This window comes from Victivallis lenta (genome assembly GCF_009695545.1).
Classification (GTDB): Bacteria; Verrucomicrobiota; Lentisphaeria; order Victivallales; family Victivallaceae; genus Victivallis; species Victivallis lenta.
The window spans coordinates 390985-408605 of sequence record NZ_VUNS01000001.1 but is presented as its reverse complement, the minus strand read 5'-3'; the positions used below and the strand labels follow the sequence as shown (position 1 = coordinate 408605).

Genomic DNA, 17621 nt, shown 5'->3' with positions numbered 1-17621 from the left:
CCGTTTCAGTAACCGATAAACGAATAAAGCACCGTGATCAGCACGTCGGCGACCACCACGAGAAAAATCGACGCGACCACCGCCTTCGTCGCTCCGCGCCCGACCCCCTGCGAATTGTTCGCGGCGTTGAAGCCGCAGTAGCACCCCGCCAGCGTGATCAGGATTGCGAACGGAATGCTTTTGGCCGTGCCGAGCAGAAAGGTCGTGACATCCAGCACCTCGATCGTCCGCGTCCAGTAGGCCACGAACGGAATTTTCATGATCGTGACGCCGATGAGCATCCCGCCGACGATGCCGGCCACATTGCCGAAAACAGTCAGCACCGGCATCGAAATCAGCATGGCCGTGAGTTTCGGAAACACAAGGAACGATTCGGGGCGGATTCCCATCGTCTCCAGCGCGCTGATCTGTTCGTCGAGCTTCATCGTGCCGATCTCGGCCGCGAACGCGGAGCCGGCCCAGCCGGTCAGCACCATTGCAACCATGAGCGGCCCGAGCTCCTTCAGCACCACGAAACCGACCGCGTCGACCACGAAAATCTCCTGGCCGAGCTTCGAGAGCTGGATCTGCCCGTTGACCGCCATGACCATACCCATCAGCAGGCAGATCAGCAGCACGATCGGCAGCGCCTGAACGCCGCAGAGATCCATGTAGTACCGGAAATCGCGCCGGCGCATCCCGTGGCGCAGCAGCGGCGGCACTTCCGCCGCCACCCGGCCGATGAACTCCACCGGACGGGTGCCGTCCTGCAGGAGCGGGCGGAAACGGCGGCTGATCGCCTTGAGCTGTTCCACGCGATGCTTCAAATCGTCAGTACATCCTTTGCTGCACCTTCTGCGGGCGGACCTTCGGTTCTTCGAGGTAGAGTGCGTACCAGTTGTCCCCGAAGGCGGCGTTCGAGAAGTGTTTGGGCCGGTTGTTGGCCAGATTCTCGTAATTGGCGATCAGAGCCGGGTTGTCGGAGTTCTTCTTCGCTTCGACCAGTGCCGCGATCGCCTTGGCCGGATCATCCTGCCTGAGCTTGATCCAAGCGTAGACGCAGGCCAGGAAAGCGCCGTCCTCGCCTTTTGCCCGGCGGCACTTCTTCCGGTAGAAGCTGTCGAGTTTCGGGTCCTCGTTCCTGTACATGCGGACCAGCTTGATCGCGATCGAGCGGGCGTCCATCAGCAGGCACTTCGGCAGAAGCTGGTCGGTCCGGGCGAAATCCCGGAGCTGAAAGTAGAGCTGCATTTTCATCGTGTTGATCTGCCGCGCCAGCATCCAGTTCCAGCGGTAGTACGGGTCGAACGCCGCGGTCAGGCGCAGCGTTTCATGCAGCGCGTCGTTCTGCATCGCTTCGAGCTTCTGCTGCATGAGCTTCGGACTGCCGACCGGACGCTGCTGGAAATTCTGGACCTGCCGCTGGATGCGCACCTGCGCCGCCTGCATGGTCTGCTGCATGCCGAGCTGGAGTTTGTTGAGCTTTTTGCGCAGCACGAGCATGATGATGAGCTGCGCGATGAGGAAGGCGGCGACGCCGCAGACAATCCCCCAGGCGGTGCCGAGGTCGCGCCCGGTTACAAAGCCGGTCAGCAAAGCCGCGGCGACTGCGATGATGATACTGTACACGTCCGGAACTCCTTACCGCTTCTTGCGCTGTTTGGCGCGCTGTTTCTTGGCCAGCTTCGCGAGCCGCCGTTTTTTGTCCTGCTCCTTGCGGGACAGCGGGGCGGGTCCGCCGAAGAGTCCGCCGAAAGTTCCCGGGACGCCGTTGTTTTCGGGGAGGCTCCCGCCGGCCATAAGCCGGCCGAGCGGACCGCTCTGCTTCATCATTTTCCGCATGCCCTCGAACTGCTTCACGAGCCCGCTGACCATTTCGACCGGGACGCCGGAACCTTTGGCGATACGCTTTTTGCGCGGGAAGTCCATCAGATCCGGATTCGCGCGTTCAGCCTTGGTCATCGAGAGGATGACCGCCTCCATCCGGGCGAAGTGACGCGGGTCGACCTCGTTCATCGCGCCGGCCAGCTGGCGGCCGCCGGGCAGGAATTTGAGAATGCTCTCCATGCCGCCGAGCTTCCTGATCTGGCGCAGCTGGGAGAGGAAATCATCGTAATCGAACTTGTTGGCGCGCAGCTTCTCCTGCAGCTTCTTCGCCTCCTCCTCGTCGATTTCGGCCGCGGCCTTTTCGACGAGGGAGACCACGTCGCCCATGCCGAGGATGCGGCTCGCCATGCGGTCCGGGTAGAACACCTCGAGGCTGTCGAGCTTTTCGCCCATGCCGATGAACTTGACCGGGCAGCCGGTCACTTTGCGGATCGAAAGCGCCGCGCCGCCGCGGGCGTCGCCGTCGAGCTTGGTCAGGATGAAGCCGGTCAGGTCGAGCGCCCGGTGGAAGTGTTCGGCGACCGAAACCGCCTCCTGCCCGAGCGCGGCGTCGGCCACGAGCAGCACCTCATCCGGCCGCACCGCCTGGCGGATGCGGACCAGCTCCTGCACCATCGTTTCGTCGATCTGCAGCCGGCCTGCCGTGTCGATGATGACCACATCGGTTCCGGCCGTGCGCGCCTGTTCGACCGCGTTGACCGCGATCGCGGCGACGTTCACGCTCGTGCGTTCGGCGTGGACCGGCACCCCGATCTCGCGCCCGATGATTTCGAGCTGGTCGATGGCCGCGGGGCGGTAGACGTCGCCCGCGACGAGCTGGACCTTTTTGCCCTGCCGCTTCAGCAGCAGCGCGAGTTTGCCCGCCGTGGTGGTCTTGCCGCTGCCGTGCAGGCCGACCAGCATGATGACGGTCGGTTTCGACTTGAATTCGAGCTCGGAGGCGCCGCCGCCGAGGAGCTCGACGAGCTTGTCGTTGACGATTTTGACGACCTGCTGGCCCGGCGTCACGCTTTTGATGACCTCCTGCCCGACGCATTCGGCCTTGACCCCCTCGATGAATTCGGAGGCGATTTTGATGTTGACGTCGGCATCGAGCAGCGCGAGGCGGATCTCCCGCATTGCATCGGTGATGTTGGCTTCGGTCAGGGTGCTTTGTCCGCGCAGTTTGCGGAAAACATCATGCAGCTTGTCGCTTAAGGACTCGAACATACCTTTTCTTTCTTTCCTATTAATAAAACACATTATTTCATCATAACAGCGTTTAATATATCTTGATTCCCGTTCAACGTCAAGAGAACGTTTGAAAAATCCGGTACATTCGATTGCTTTCGGCCGGTATTCATGGTATTTTATATGACAATGCGAAAATACAGCAAGGAGATGGCGGGTTCATGCCATTGAAACATTAACAATGCCTTTCCCGGAGGCGTGAGTACGGCGGAGCCGCGCGGAACGCCGGAGACGAGCACGGTCTCTTCGGAGAAGGGGCCCGGAAAAGCACCCGACGCTTTCGGGCAATCGGCCCGGAAGAGCCGAGGTCCGTGGCCGGAGGGGGCGGCTTTTCGGGGAACATCAGGAGAACAGCTATGCGCAGCGATATCATGAAGAAGGGGCTGGAGCGCACGCCGCATCGCGGCCTCATGCGTGCAACCGGGCTTGCCGACGAGGATTTCAAGAAGCCTTACATCGGAGTGTGCAACTCTTACACGAACATCGTTCCGGGCCACTGCCACCTGAAAAAGGTCGGCGAAATCATCTGCGACGCGATCCGCGAGGCGGGCGGCGTTCCGTACGAGTTCAATACGATCGCGGTCTGCGACGGCATTGCGATGGGCCACTCCGGCATGAAATATTCGCTTGCGAGCCGCGAGATCATCGCCGACAGCGTCGAGACCATGGGCTCCGCTCATCCGTTCGACGCGATGATCTGCATTCCGAACTGCGACAAGGTCGTCCCCGGCATGCTGATGGGGGCGATGCGGCTGAATATCCCGACCATCTTCGCTTCCGGCGGCCCGATGCGCGCCGGAAAGACCGAAGGCGTCTCTCACAATACCGATTTGAACTCGATCTTCGAAGGCGTTGCGGCGCGGGTGGTCGACAAGATCGACGATGCGCAGCTCCATGAGCTCGAATGCACGGCCTGCCCCGGCCCGGGCTCCTGTTCCGGGATGTTCACGGCGAACAGCATGAACTGCCTCTGCGAAGCGCTCGGCATCGCGCTGCCCGGCAACGGCACCATCGCCGCCGATTCGCCGGAGCGCGTCGAGTACTGGCGGCGCGCCGCGCGCCGGATCGTCGAGCTTGCGAAGATGGAGAATCCGCCCCGGGCGAAGGATTTCGTCACCGCGAAGTCGTTCCGCAACGCCCTCGTGCTCGATATGGCCATGGGAGGCTCGTCGAACACCGTGCTGCACACGCTGGCGGTTGCGAATGAAGCGGGCCTGAAGGTCGATATCAAAGACCTCGATGAAATTTCGAAGGCGACGCCGAACATCTGCCGCCTCGCTCCGTCGCGGGGAGAATTCCATATCGTCGAAGAGTGCAACCGCGTCGGCGGGATCATGGCGATCCTGAAAGAGATCGCGAAGAAGCCGGGCATGATCGACGGCTCCGCGCCGACGGTCTCCGGCAAAACGCTGGCCGAGCAGTACGCCGCCGCGCCGGACGCGGACGGCACGGTCATCCGCACGCTCGACAACCCGTACAGCGAAAAGGGCGGCCTGGCGATCCTCTTCGGCAATCTCGCGGAAAACGGCTGTGTGGTCAAGGCTGCCGGAGTCGACCCGAAGATGCTGGTCCACAAGGGGCCGGCGGTCATTTTCGAGAGCCAGGAGGAGGCCTGCGAAGGCATCCTCGGCGGCAAGGTCAGGGAGGGCGACGTGGTGGTGATCCGCTACGAGGGACCGAAGGGCGGTCCCGGCATGCAGGAGATGCTCGCCCCGACTTCGTATATCATGGGGCGCGGCCTCGGTTCGTCGGTCGCGCTGGTCACCGACGGGCGTTTCTCCGGAGCGACTCACGGCGCCTGTATCGGGCATGTGAGTCCCGAAGCGGCGGCGGGGGGGCTCATCGGCCTCGTCGAGCCCGGCGACATGATCGAGATCGACATCCCGAACCGGACGGTCCGCCTCGACGTGCCGGAAGCGGTCATCGCTGAACGCCGGAAGAGCTGGAAGCCGCGCGAGCCGAAAATCAAGACCGGTTATCTTGCCAAGTACGCCTCGCTGGCGACCAGCGCCGACACCGGCGGCGTCCTGAAGGTCAACTGAGTTCTTTTCTCCGAAGCGAAACGCCCCTTCCGGGCCGCGCCGTTCGCCGGCCGCTCCCGGAAGGATGTTTTTTTGTCATACTTCGGGGAGAAGGCGGCGAATATTGCGGAACGGTAATTGAAATTTCCCGGAAGTGCGGTATATTAAATATGATATGGCGTTGATTTTCTATGGTGGCGGACGTTTGAACCGGCCCGTAACGAGTTGTGGTTAACTGGAGTTATAAACTTTTATGTCATTATTCAGCAGCGGAAAGTATTCCACCTTGCGGATGCCCACCAACGGAGAACGTAAAATGATTATTCCTGACGGTTCGTGGGTCAAATGCAGAAGTTGCGGTCAGACGCTCTACACCGACCGGCTGGAGGACAATCTTCAGGTCTGCTGGTATTGCAACTGCCATCTGCCGATGAACGCCCCGGCCCGGATCAAGTCCCTGACCGATGCGGACAGCTTCACGGAGATGGATGCGGATCTGCGCAGCGTCGACCCGCTGCAGTTCGTCGACAGCAAGTCCTACGGCGACCGGCTGGTCGAAAGCGAGAAGAAAACCGGCTTGAAGGATGCGATCGTCTGCGGATCGGCGACGCTCGGCGGACACCCCTTCATGCTCGGCGTGATGGATTTCCGTTTCATGGGCGCCTCGATGGGTTCGGTGGTCGGCGAGAAGATCGCGCGGCTGGTCGAGGCCGCCACGGCCGCAAAGGCGCCGGTCGTGCTGGTGACCGCCTCGGGCGGCGCCCGCATGCAGGAGGGGATTCTGAGTCTGATGCAGATGCCGAAAACCTGCGGCGCGCTTTCGCGGCACAGCGAGGCGGGGCTGCCGTATTTCGCGGTGCTGACCAATCCGACTTACGGCGGCGTGACCGCGAGTTTCGCGGCGGTCGGCGATGTGATTCTGGCCGAGCCGGGCGCGATGATCGGTTTCGCCGGTCCGCGCGTGATTCAGGAGACGACCAATTCAAAGCTGCCGGAGGGATTCCAGACGGCCGAATTCCTGCTCGAGAAGGGGCTGGTCGACCGGGTTGTCGAACGCAAGAATTTGAAAAAAGAACTTGAACTCCTGCTTGAAATTTTCTGAAAGCGGGATATACTATAAAACACGATACGATTTTTGTCGCCGGGTTGGACCTCGTGCGTTGTCAAATGGGTATACCGAGTCAGGTGGGGAACCAAGCAGCTCAATACATGCTTTTGACAAGCCACGGATCATCTGACCCGGCGACTCTTTTTTGAAAAGATTTCCGATTCTCGCTTTCTCCGCTTGATTTTTGCCGTTTCGAAAATTATACTGAGATAGACTCGGTTATCATGTTAAGTCGATTCTGCGGGAAATCATCAGCATAAAGGACTGAAAATGATGAAGAAAGCACGTTTTACCCTGATTGAGCTTCTGGTTGTGATCGCGATCATCGCGATTCTCGCTTCGATGCTGCTGCCCGCATTGAATCAGGCGCGGGACTCGGCAAAGCGGATCACCTGCACGAATGTGCTCAAGCAGTACGGCAGCGCCGCCGCGCTTTACGCCTCGAATTATCAGGACTGGTGGGTTCCGTGCGACGGTGCGCTGGGATTCGGCAGCTATTACCGGAACGACGCTTTCCGGTCGCTGCTCGGCATCGGCAAAGTCGAGGAAGTGGCTTCGGGAAACACCGACGGACTCTATCCGCTCGGGCTCATGTGCCCGAAATCGGACGCTGTGCTCGGCGTCTCCGACTTTGCCAGGGGCAAGCTTCTGAACGGCCACGGTTTCCCGAAACGGAGCTACGGATATTCGTACAACGACCTGTGGGCCGCCGACCATCCGGGCGCGACCGATCCGGGCAAGCGGGTCTTCAAGCTGACGCAGATCAGGCGTCCGACGACAGCTTCCTTCTGGAAGGACGCGCTCGACAGCCTGACCTGGACGCCGGACCCGGCCGCCGCCAACGGCTATTTTAACGGAGGCGAGGGGATCGGCGACGGAAAGGGCACCATCGCCTACCGGCACGGCGACTCCGCGAATCACTCGTTTTTCGACGGGCACGTCGAGTCGCTGCAGTGGCGGTATGTGAAGCAGAACAGCGGAACGCTCGGCTCGGGCTTCCTGAAATAACTCCGGCGCGCCCTCCCGCCCTTCCGGAAAACCGGGAGGGTTTTTTTGTCCGTTTTCACGCCGGGAGTTTGTAAAAACGGCCGGGTGGCAATATATTTACCGTCACGCTTGATTGATTCACTTATTTGACTGCTGGGAGACTTTTTTTCTTATGACACGCATCGACGGCCGTGCTCCGGATGAGCTTCGCAATCTTGTTATCCGACCGAATTATCTGGCTCACCCGCTTGCTTCCGTGCTGATCGAATGCGGCGGGACCAAGGTTATCTGCGCCGTCAGCGTCGAGGCGAAGGTTCCTCCCTGGATGAAGGCGCAGAAGGTGCCGGGCGGGTGGGTCACCTGCGAATACGGCATGCTGCCGGCTTCGACCCACGAGCGGATGCGGCGCGAAGCCTCCTCCGGCAAGCAGGGCGGGCGCACGATGGAGATCCAGCGGCTGATCGGCCGTTCGCTCCGCGCCGTGGTCGACCTGAATGAGCTCGGCGAGAACACCGCCAGCGTGGACTGCGACGTGATCGACGCCGACGGCGGCACCCGCACCGCGAGCATCACCGGTTCGGCCGTCGCGCTTGCACTGGCCTGCCGCAGCGACTGGGGCAGGAAGCATTTCGCGGGCTGTCCGCTCCGCGAAAATGTCGCCGCCGTCAGTGTCGGCATCGTCGGCGGCGTGCCGATGCTCGATCTCTGCTACGAAGAGGATTCGAAAGCGGAGGTCGACATGAATGTCGTGATGACCGAGTCCGGCAAGCTCGTCGAGGTGCAGGGGACCGCTGAGGGCGCCCCGTTCTCCCGGGCGCAGCTGAATGAACTGATCGATCTGGCCGAGCACGGCCTGAAGAAGATATTCCGGATTCAGAACGAAATCGTCGATTCCGTCACGGCGCCGCTGACCGCGGCCGAGGCGACCGGCGATCTATTCGGGGAGTTTCAGTTATGAGTGAATACCAGGTAATCGCCCGGAAGTGGCGGCCGCAGTGTTTCTCCGACGTGGTCGGGCAGGAGCATGTCGTGCGCACGCTCCGGAACGCGATCCGTCAGCAGCGGACCGCCCATGCCTATCTGTTCGTCGGTCCGCGCGGCGTCGGAAAAACCACGCTCGCCCGGATTTTCGCCAAGGCGATGAACTGTCTCGACCCGCAGGACGGCGAGCCGTGCTGCAAGTGCGTCTCGTGCCGCGCCGTTATGGAGGAAAGTAGCCTCGACGTGATCGAGATCGACGCCGCCAGCCGCAATTCGGCGGCGGATATGCGCGAGCTGGCCGAAGACGTCATGCACCAGCCGGTGGCCGGGCGCTATAAGATTTACATCATCGACGAAGTTCATATGCTGACCGCGCAGGCGTGGAACGCACTTCTGAAGACGGTCGAGGAACCTCCGGCGCATGTGAAGTTCATCTTTGCGACGACCGAGGTTCACAAGGTCCTGAAGACGATCATTTCGCGCTGCCAGCGCTTCGACCTGCTGCCGATTCCGACCCGGCAGATTGCGGAACGGCTGCGGCTGATCGCGGACCGCGAGGGAGTCGCGATCAACGACGAGGCGGTCAATGCGATCGCCCGCGCCGCCGAAGGCGGCATGCGCGACGCGCAGTCGCTGCTGGACCAGATGATCGCATTTTTCGCGCAGGGAGACAGCACGGCGATCACGGGCGAGCAGGTCCTTTCGCTGTTCGGCCTGACCGACCGCGCCGATCTCGATACGATTCTGCTCGGCATGCTGCGGAACCAGCCGGCAGAAGTCGTCAAGGTGATCGGCCGCCTGGCGAAGAAGGGCAAAAACCTTGAGACGCTTTTCGACGATCTGCTCGATGCGCTGCGGGCGGTTCAGCTCTGCGCGATTCTGCCGGACCCGGGCGATCTGCTGAACGAGTCGGCCGAATCGATCGAGCGTTTCCGCAAGTTGGCGAAGCTGGTGCGGCCCGATACGATCCAGATTCTGCTTGAGACGATTGCTCCGGTCGGGCGCGTACTGCACGATGCGCTGAATAAGCAGGTCTATCTCGAAACGATTCTGCTCAAGGCGATGCGTGAAGCGCATGCGGTGCGGATCAACGACCTTCTGGCACGACTGAACCAGCTGCGCACGGCGGGTGAACTGAAGTTTCTCGATCAGCTGCCGGGCGAGGTCAAGCCCGCGGCTCCGGAGGTCGTGGTCATCGAACCGTTGAAACCGGCCGCGGAAATGCCGAAGCCGGAGCCCGCCCCGGCGGCCCTGGTCGCGGAAGTGTCGAAACCGGAAGTAAAGGAGATGCCGAAGCCGGAACCTGCCCCGGCGGCCCCGGTCGCGGAAGTGCCGAAACCGGAAGCCGCGCCGGAAGCAAAGCCGGCGGTTGTGGAGATGCCGAAGCCGGAGCCCGCCCCCGCGTCGCCGCCGGTTGCGGAAGCGCCGAAACCGGAAGCCGCGCCGGAAGCAAAGCCGGCGGTTGTGGAGATGCCGAAGCCGGAGCCCGCCCCCGCGTCGCCGCCGGTTGCGGAAGCGCCGGAGCCGGACTATGCGGAGCTGGAGGCCTCCCTGATGCCTGCGGCGGAGATGCAGCCGGTATTCGACCCGAACACGGGCGAAACGGTGCTGGTTCCGGTTTCCGCCCCGGTTCTCCCGAAGAGCGATGACGAGCATCTCGCGCCCGAAACGAAACCCGGCCGCAAAAAGCGCCGCAGCATTGCGAACGACAATCCCAGGGCGCTGGAAGAGGCGTTGAACGATCCGACCGTCCATGAGATCGTCGATCTTTTCGGCGGGAAGGTCGTCGACATTCACAGGCCGGAGGGAGAGTAACTCCGTCTGGAACATTTTGTTTCATCGAAAATCGGCGAAACGGCTTGATCTTTGCCCTGAAGTTCTGTATAATTGCTGATAACTTCTCATGCACTTTCGGGAATGAACAGGGAGATTCTGCCGATGATGAAACAAATGGTTCTGCTGGGTTGTATGTGCGCCTCGTTTGTCCTGTCCGCCGCGGATGGAGGGAAGGAGGCGGAAAATCTGAACCGCCTGCCCGGTACGAAGCTCTCCGCCGATTCCGTCTTCTACAAGTATACGGCGGACAAGGCGGCCGACGGCGACCGTACCGACAAACTGAGCCGCTGGGTCAGCAGTGCCGAATCCGGCGAGCACTGGATCATGGCGGAGTACGACGCACCGCGCAAGGTCAATGCTGTGACGCTGGTTTTCTGGACCGACACCCATGTTTCGCTCGATTTCGATATCGAAGGCAGGGTTGACGGCAAGTGGGTCACGCTGCGCGAGGTGCGCGGCAACCGGGCGGTGGCGCCGCGGCTGGTGTTTCCGGAGCGGGAGGTTTCGGCGCTCCGGGTCGTCTTCCGCAAACAGATTCCGGATTCGATGGTGCGGCTTTACGAGTTTTCCGCCGAATGTGCGCCGCATGCGCTCGAGCTGTCGATGAGCCCGACCCGAGGCAACGGCTTTCTGGAAGAGGGTGAGGCGAGAAGCGTCACCCTCTACTGCCATGAGAAGTCGCCGGTCCGGCTGAATCTCCGGCTCGGGCTGAAGGCCGAAGCGGGCCGCCCCGCCGCCGAATCGGTGCAGGAGAACCGGACGGTCGAACTCAAGGGCGCTCAAACCTTCCGGCTGCCGGTTCCGAAGACGTTCGGCGCTTACGAGTACGAGATCGTGCTGACCGATGAGGACGGCACGACGGTTCTTTCGCAGACCGAGCCCTTCTTCTATTTCCCGCCGTCGAATCCGGCCTACAAGACCGCTTCGCCGTTCGCCGCCCACTATTATCACATGCATCCGGCCCTGATCGATTACGTCGGGCTCTACTGGTGGCGGAATCACGATGTCTACGGCCGCTGGAACAACAATATGGACGAGCAGGGCAATGCCGACTGGAGCGAGCTTGACGAGCGACTTGCCGAGGTCCGTGCGAACCGGATCCGCGAGTGTGCGGTGCTGCTCGGCGCTCCGCGGAAATATTCGACCGTGCTGCCCGGCGAACCGGTCAGTTCGGGGCGTGACAGCATCTATTCGTATTATCCGCCGTCGGACATCGGCGCCTGGTGCCGGCTCTATCTGGAGCCGCTCGCCGGAAAGGTTGCGAAGGCTTCTCCGTTCCGGGTTTACGAAATCTGGAACGAGGCGTGGAGCTACTACCGTCTGCGCGGGCTGCACGGCACGCCGGGCGAGGCGATGCAGCTTTTCCGCGAGTCATACGAGACGCTGAAGAAGGCCGATCCGGAAGCCATGGTTTACCCGACCGACACCGGGGCCGCGCTGAAGGAGAGTCCGTACGCGTTCAGGGAGTTCGGGCGCGATATGTTCGAGCTCGGCTATCTGCGCTGGGCCGACCTCATGTCCTATCACAGCTACGGCATGATGGATTACGGCCGCCTTGAGAACTACCGCGCCAATATGTGGAATTACGGCCGGGATTTCGAGATGTGGTCGACCGAGACGGCCGCGTCGGGCCAGCCGTTCCACCGGCTCATGGAGTCGCTGCTTTCTCACCGGGTCTGGGGCAACGGCAAGACCTTCATCTACAACGGCAGCCTGTGGGCGCCGCTCTACTCCGACGGCAGGCCGCATAAAAATCTCGTGGCGATGGCGGCGATGATCCGGGAGCTCGGAGACGCGCTCCCGCTCGGGTTTGAGGAGAACGGCGATGTCACGGCCTATCTCTTTGCGAACGGCGGCACACCGGTCGCCGTGCTGTTCTCGAAGAGCGCGGAGCCGGCAGAAATCGATCTGCCGCTCTCCCGCAATTCGGTTGTCCGCGATGTGTTCGGCCGTGAGCTCGATGCGAAGCAGCCGGTTCTGTCGCTCGACAATCCGGTTTTCGTCCGGGACCCGGCGCCTGAAGCAGTGGTTCGTCTCGCCGCCGCGCAGCTCGATTTCCTCGCAAAGCACGCCCGGAAGAACGGGGAGTGGGCGAGGATCGCGGCGGAACGGCTCCGCAAAGCGGAGAAGGGCGGCCTGATCGACGCCGTCCGGGCCGAGGTGAAACGCATTTCGGCCTTTCGCGGTTCTCTGGAGAGCGATGTGCTGTACGATACGAATCTCGTTCTCGATGTGCTGACCAATCTGGAAATCTGCCTTGCGCGCCGGGAGAAGGAGGAGGTCTCCGCCCCCGCGACGGTAAAGGAGCTGCGCCGGGCGGTTGCCGGGCAGTGGGAGGCCATCCGGGCGCGCACCGGCGACAACGGCGTCCTGCTCGACTCGGAGCGGCTGACTTCGCGCGCCCAGAAAGAGGTGCAGTTCGCGATGCAGTACGACTCCGACGGCGACGCCGTTGCGCGGGATATCTGGCTCAACCGCGCCGCCGCCGATCTGGCGAACGCCGGAGCGCGTACCGCGTCGGAGAAGCTGACGGAGCTGTACAAGACGAAGAGTTATTTCCGCAGCCACAAGATCCTGATCCGTTCGGAGCTCTACTGCTTCCCGGCCGGGAAGCCGCAGGAGGCGGTCATCACGCTGGCCAACCCGACCGGAACTCCCCGCAGGGGCACGCTTTCGGTCGAGCTGCCGGAGGGGTGGAAAGCGGACAGGACCGAGCTCGCCTATGAGGTTCCGCCCCTGTCGCGCCGGCTGCTGCGGATGGAGCTCACGGCTCCCGCCTCCTTCCGGAAGGAGTGGCGCGGCAAAATCGTCGTGACGGACCGCGACGGGAATTTTCCGGCGGTTCAGGCCGACTGCCGGATCGTCGAAAAGGTTCCTCCTTATCCGGTTCTCGGCGGCTCCATCAGCACCGGGGAGTTTACCGGAAACTGAAAACGGGTGCGGGAGCGGGGGAGGAATACGGCGGTTTCCCCCCGCTTCCGCGTTTTTTTTGTTTTCTGCCGGATGCAATTGAAAAGCGGGAGGCGAGCGGTTATATTCTCTGAATGAAGTTCCTCGGTCCGGAGGCCGGGGCATTCCGGGGGCAAGGCCGTCCGGCCCTGACGGAATTCGTGAGGGCGCGGTCCCGCAACCGGATTCCGCAAGGGGTGCATTACGCTCCGGGGAGCGGGGGGAGTTGCCTCCTCTTGAATGAAGAAGAAAAGAAAGAGAATATTATGATCAACGACCTGCGCAAACTGCCGACCGATCGGATTCTCGTGTCGCCGTCGGTTCTGGCTTCCGATTTCGGGCGTCTCGACGAGGAGATCACACGCGCTGCTTCCGCCGGCGCCGACGTCATCCATCTCGATGTGATGGACGGTCACTTCGTGCCGAACATCTCGTTCGGTCCCCCGGTCATCAAAAGCATCCGCAAAGCGAGCGGCATGCTGTTCGATACGCATCTGATGATCTCCGAGCCGATGCGCTATGCGAAGGCGTTCGCCGATGCCGGCAGCGATCACCTGACTTTTCATCTCGAGTGCCCGGAGCCGACCGGCGACGTCATCGCCGCGATCCGCGAAGCCGGCTGCACGGTCGGGATTTCGCTGAAGCCCGCGACGCCGGCTGAGGAGATTTTTCCGTGGCTCGACCGGATCGACCTCGTGCTGGTCATGACCGTCGAACCCGGTTTCGGCGGCCAGAGTTTCATGGCGGACCAGATGGCGAAGTGCGCCGCGATCAAGCGCGAAATTCTGCGTCGCGGGCTCCATGTCCAGCTCGAGGCGGACGGCGGCATCGATGCGGAGACGGTGAAGACGGTTGCCGCCCACGGCGCGAATATGATCGTGGCCGGAACCAGCGTGTTCCGCCACCGCGCAGGTATCGAAACGGCTGTCGCCGAGCTGCATGCCGCGACGGCGCTGCTCGATTCGGAGCTCTGAACATGGGGGCGCTGAAAACAACTCCGCTGACCGGGTATGAGATCGAGCTCGGCGCGAAAATGACGCCGCGCGCGGGCTGGAATACGGCGCTCTATTATCCGGAAGGCATCATCGCCGAGCATCGCCATACGCGCTCGGCCTGTTCGGTTTTCGACCTCTGCTCCTACGGGAAGCTGCGCGTGGCGGGAAAGGAGGCCGCGCCGGCGCTCGACACGTTGTTTGCGCGCCCGGCCGCTGATCTCGGAATCGGGCGCTGCCGCCGGAATTTCATGCTTTCCGAAACAGGCGGCGTTCTTTCTCTCGTGCTGATGCTCCGGATGGCCGAGGACGATTTTCTGCTGGTTACCGATACCGGCAGCGCAGCCGGCGACCTGGAGCGGATTTCCGCCCATATCGCCGGAAGGGAGGCCGAAGTTCAGGAGCTGACGCCGCTTCTGGCCTGCCTCGGGCTCGAGGGGCCGGAGGCGCGGAAGGTGCTCGAATCGTTCGCGGCCGGTCCCCTGCCGGAATACAGCTGCTGCGGCACGGTCGAAATCGACGGATTCCGGGCGATCGCCGCCTGCGCCGGAGCGACCGGCGAGGAGGGATTCCGGCTGCTGTTCAATCTCGAATATGCGGATCAGCTCTGGGATCTGCTGCTCGAAACGGAGCCGGTCATGCCGGCCGGTTTCGGCGCGCTCGATTCGCTGCGGCTCGAGATGGGGTATCCGGCCTGCGGGCGCGAGCTGACGGCGGAGTTTTCGCCGCTCGACTCCGGGCTCGGCGATCTTGTCCGGCTCGACGATGCGCGCAGCTTTCCGGGGCGGCAGGCGCTGCTGAACCGGAAGCAGCGCCATGTGCTGGCCGGGCTGCTGCTCGAAACCCGGCGCGCCGCCCGTGAGGGGACGCTTGTGCTGAATGCGGCGGAGGAGGTGGTCGGCGTCGTGACCGGCGGCAGTTTCTGCCCGTCGCTCGAAACCGCCGCTGCGCTGTGCCGCCTCGATCTTGCGTGCATGCAGCCTCCGGGGTCTGAATTGTGGTGTGAAGTGACCGATGCCCGGCTGCCGGGCCGGATTGCCGAACCGCCTTTCTATCGCGGCGGCTCGGCGAAAGGAGATTTTTTCCTGCCATGAAGATGTTGATTTTTCCTCTGGTGCTGCTCGGACTGGTGCTGCTGCCGGGCTGGCCGCTGCTTTTCCGCCGCTGGAAACATGTCTATTTTCTCTGGATCGCAAGCACGCTTTTCATCGTGTCGCTCGGCGCCTGGTCGATGGTTTACTTCAAGCTCGAGCGCAACTATGCGCGGCTGGCCGAGGCGCAGGCGGTCGAGGCGACCCGCGCCGCGCTGGCAGAGGGCGCGGACCCGCAGGAGCTGGCCGACGCATTGGAGAAACTTGAGGCCGGCGACGAGTTCGAGGCCGCCACCGTGCGTTCGCGCTACCGGCTCTGGTATGAGGCGGTGAAGGAGGCGGCTCGATGAATTCTCCGATTCTTATTCTGGCGAATCTGCTGATTCTGATGATGGTGTTTCTGGTTGTTCCGGTCTGGATCATCGTCCGGCTGAAACAGCCGCCCTGGACGAAACTGCTGCTCGGTTTCAACTACTTCGCGCTGCTGATCATCCTCTTCGTGCAGATCAGCGCGATGGGAAGTTTGTTCCACGCGAACCAGGTGGCGAAGAAGAACTGCGAAGCCTTGATTCGCGCTCTGCGGAACGAACCGGCGGAGAAGGTGGCTGCCGTGCTGGAAGAGTATCTCGCGCACGACGAAGGCAGCTATTTCCTGCTCGCGGAGAGATTCCCCGAGCAGGAAGAGCCCGCGATCTCCCCGGAGGCCGGTCCGGAGACTGCCGGGGGCGAAGTTCCGTCGGATGCGGCGAAGTAGTGCGTTTCCCGTCATGCCGTTCCGGATTCACCTGCCGGTGACGGCGGCTTTGCCGGTGTTGAAGCCGCCGGGACTGCGGAAGAAGAACGGCGCGAGCCCGCTCTGCGTCGGGTGGCTGCGCGAATGCAGCCGGACGGAAGTTCAAATGGTTTCCGCCGCGATTTGACAACGGTCCGGTCCGGCGGTATAGTATATGCAGCGTCTTCGGGGCGGGGTGCAATTCCCCACCGGCGGTACAGCCCGCGACCTTCCGCAAAACGGAAGCCGAACCGGTGGAATTCCGGTGCCGACAGTAAAGTCTGGATGAGAGAGGACAGGAGAAGCGGGGCGGCAGCTCCGCAAAGTTGTCGTTCCGCCCCCGGTGAATCGTTCGCCGGGGGCTTTTTGTCGATCGGCCCCTCCTGCCCGGAACAGGTAACCACAGGAGAAAGAGAGATGGGATTCGATCCGATCGAAGAGGTGATCGCGGCTTACGGCCGCGGCGAAATCGTCGTCATCACCGATGACGAGAACCGGGAGAACGAAGGCGACCTGATCGCGGCCGCTTCGCATGCCGATGCCGGGGTGGTGAACTTCATGGTCACGCACGGCCGCGGACTTTTCTGCGTTCCGCTGGCGCCTGAAATCGCGGCGCGCCTCGGCCTGGCGCAGCCGGACGGGAACCACGATCCGCGCTGCACCTGCTTCACGCAGAGCGTCGATGCGGTCCGGGGAACCACGACCGGCGTTTCGGCCTTCGACCGGGCGGAAACCGTCGCCCGGCTCATGGACCCGGCGGCCACGCTTGACGACTTCTACACGCCGGGCCATGTGTTTCCGCTGATCGCGCGGCCGGGCGGTGTGCTTGAGCGCCCGGGACACACCGAAGCGGCGGTGGACCTGGCCCGGCTGGCCGGGCTGCCGCCGGGCGGCGTGCTCTGCGAAATCCTGAGCGCGGACGGCACGATGGCGCGGGTTCCGGAGCTTCTGGCGTTCTGCCGCGAATTCAAGCTCAGAATCGGCAGCGTCGAAGCGCTCGCCGCCTATCTTTCGCGTTGACGCATCCGGGAGCGGGGGAGGCGGGATCAGTCGTCGAGCCGCCAGTGTTTCTGGAATGCCGCGTCGCCGAAGCCGCCGTCCTCATCCCGGATTTCGCGCCAGTTCAGATTGGCGGCGTGGCCGTCGAAGAAGCTGAGGTTCGCGGATTGGTTCGGGTGGCGGTAGGCGACGCCGCGCCGTTCCGTATCCCAGAAGCTCTCCTTGCCGTTCACCGCCAGCAGCGACAGGTACCGGGCGTGGTGCGCCGAATGATAGGCGACGCCGTGAACCGTGGCGTCCATGAAGTCGAGCTTGTCGGCGGGACGCTTGATTTTTCCGAGCTTGACCGTGTAATAACTCCCGTTGGACGGAGCGTGGTCGTTGCGGCCGTAGGAGGCGTTCAGCAGTACATAGGGCAGGCTGCTCTCCAGCGAGAACATCGCTCCGGGGCAGACCATGCCGCGCGCCACATAGCCGTAGCCGTATTCATGCGGCACCCGGGTCACATCGTAACTGATTCCGCCTGCTTGATAAAACGCGACGTAGTTGGTCCAGAGATTGCCCCAGGAGAGGTTGTAAAGCGGCACCGGATAGTCGTTGTTGTCGCCGGCATAGAGAATCGTCGCCTGCGAATACTGCTTGATGACGCCCAGGCAGCTGATCTGGCGCGCCCGGTCGCGCGTCTGGTTCAGCACAGGGAGCAGCATGGCGGCCAGAATGACGATGATCGCTATGACCACCAACAGTTCGATGAGGGTGAATCTCCGGCATTTCATGGTAAGGCAGCCT

The 17621-nt window shown here is 62.5% G+C and carries 16 protein-coding genes, 1 other RNA gene and 1 riboswitch; of the genes, 13 read left to right on the top strand and 4 right to left on the bottom strand.

The features are described from left to right. Positions 1-5: 5 nt before the first annotated feature. Genes FYJ85_RS01645 through ffh form a run of 3 tightly spaced genes read right to left on the bottom strand, consistent with a single transcriptional unit; the run spans position 6 to position 3075 of the window. Complete coding sequence (locus FYJ85_RS01645) at positions 6-806, bottom strand: MlaE family ABC transporter permease (RefSeq protein ID WP_106053262.1); 801 nt, start codon at positions 804-806, stop codon at positions 6-8. 4 nt (positions 807-810) lie between these two features. Continuing rightward, positions 811-1608 (bottom strand): hypothetical protein, encoded by a 798-nt coding sequence (locus FYJ85_RS01640; protein WP_154416780.1) that lies wholly within the window; start codon positions 1606-1608, stop codon positions 811-813. Between the two features lie 12 nt (positions 1609-1620). After that, positions 1621-3075: a signal recognition particle protein gene (gene ffh / locus FYJ85_RS01635; RefSeq protein WP_106053260.1), complete on the bottom strand. Its 1455-nt coding sequence runs from the start codon at positions 3073-3075 to the stop codon at positions 1621-1623. Between the two features lie 377 nt (positions 3076-3452). Between ffh and ilvD the strand changes: the two genes are divergently transcribed. The 13 genes from ilvD to ribB all read left to right on the top strand — a co-directional run bounded on the left by ilvD (position 3453) and on the right by ribB (position 16853). After that, positions 3453-5138, top strand: coding sequence for a dihydroxy-acid dehydratase (ilvD, locus tag FYJ85_RS01630; RefSeq protein WP_154416779.1), 1686 nt, complete (start codon positions 3453-3455; stop codon positions 5136-5138). A 232-nt stretch (positions 5139-5370) separates the two neighbouring features. Continuing rightward, positions 5371-6219 carry an acetyl-CoA carboxylase, carboxyltransferase subunit beta gene (gene accD / locus FYJ85_RS01625; RefSeq protein ID WP_106053259.1) on the top strand — a complete coding sequence of 283 codons (849 nt, stop codon included), beginning with the start codon at positions 5371-5373 and terminating at the stop codon, positions 6217-6219. A gap of 42 nt (positions 6220-6261) precedes the next feature. Beyond that, positions 6262-6360, top strand: an RNA gene (ffs, locus tag FYJ85_RS01620) — signal recognition particle sRNA small type. A gap of 135 nt (positions 6361-6495) precedes the next feature. Then, the gene (locus FYJ85_RS01615) at positions 6496-7233 is read left to right on the top strand and encodes a type II secretion system protein (RefSeq protein WP_106053258.1); all 738 of its coding nucleotides are present in this window, start codon (positions 6496-6498) and stop codon (positions 7231-7233) included. A gap of 151 nt (positions 7234-7384) precedes the next feature. Continuing rightward, positions 7385-8170: a ribonuclease PH gene (gene rph, locus FYJ85_RS01610; RefSeq protein ID WP_106053257.1), complete on the top strand. Its 786-nt coding sequence runs from the start codon at positions 7385-7387 to the stop codon at positions 8168-8170. Then, on the top strand, positions 8167-10008 hold the full coding sequence (gene dnaX / locus FYJ85_RS01605) for a DNA polymerase III subunit gamma/tau (protein WP_154416778.1): 1842 nt from the start codon (positions 8167-8169) through the stop codon (positions 10006-10008). The genes rph and dnaX overlap by 4 nt, the downstream gene beginning before the upstream one ends. Before the next feature lie 123 nt (positions 10009-10131). Further along, entirely contained in the window at positions 10132-12960 is a 2829-nt protein-coding gene (locus FYJ85_RS01600) for a discoidin domain-containing protein (RefSeq protein ID WP_106053255.1), read from the top strand. Between the two features lie 284 nt (positions 12961-13244). After that, on the top strand, positions 13245-13952 hold the full coding sequence (rpe, locus tag FYJ85_RS01595) for a ribulose-phosphate 3-epimerase (protein ID WP_106055707.1): 708 nt from the start codon (positions 13245-13247) through the stop codon (positions 13950-13952). Between the two features lie 2 nt (positions 13953-13954). Continuing rightward, a complete protein-coding gene (locus tag FYJ85_RS01590) occupies positions 13955-15064 on the top strand; it encodes an aminomethyl transferase family protein (RefSeq protein ID WP_154416777.1) in 1110 nt (369 codons plus the stop codon). Next, positions 15061-15411: a hypothetical protein gene (locus FYJ85_RS01585; protein ID WP_106053253.1), complete on the top strand. Its 351-nt coding sequence runs from the start codon at positions 15061-15063 to the stop codon at positions 15409-15411. Before FYJ85_RS01590 ends, FYJ85_RS01585 begins: the two co-directional genes overlap by 4 nt. Continuing rightward, a complete protein-coding gene (locus tag FYJ85_RS01580) occupies positions 15408-15815 on the top strand; it encodes a hypothetical protein (protein WP_106053252.1) in 408 nt (135 codons plus the stop codon). Before FYJ85_RS01585 ends, FYJ85_RS01580 begins: the two co-directional genes overlap by 4 nt. After that, positions 15802-15981 carry a hypothetical protein gene (locus FYJ85_RS01575; RefSeq protein WP_154416776.1) on the top strand — a complete coding sequence of 60 codons (180 nt, stop codon included), beginning with the start codon at positions 15802-15804 and terminating at the stop codon, positions 15979-15981. Before FYJ85_RS01580 ends, FYJ85_RS01575 begins: the two co-directional genes overlap by 14 nt. Before the next feature lie 30 nt (positions 15982-16011). Continuing rightward, a riboswitch (FMN riboswitch) is annotated at positions 16012-16134 on the top strand. A gap of 116 nt (positions 16135-16250) precedes the next feature. Further along, positions 16251-16853, top strand: coding sequence for a 3,4-dihydroxy-2-butanone-4-phosphate synthase (gene ribB, locus FYJ85_RS01570; protein WP_106053251.1), 603 nt, complete (start codon positions 16251-16253; stop codon positions 16851-16853). Between the two features lie 26 nt (positions 16854-16879). Here ribB and FYJ85_RS01565 read toward each other — a convergent pair whose 3' ends face one another. After that, positions 16880-17608 carry a type II secretion system protein gene (locus FYJ85_RS01565; RefSeq protein ID WP_154416775.1) on the bottom strand — a complete coding sequence of 243 codons (729 nt, stop codon included), beginning with the start codon at positions 17606-17608 and terminating at the stop codon, positions 16880-16882. Positions 17609-17621 lie beyond the last annotated feature (13 nt).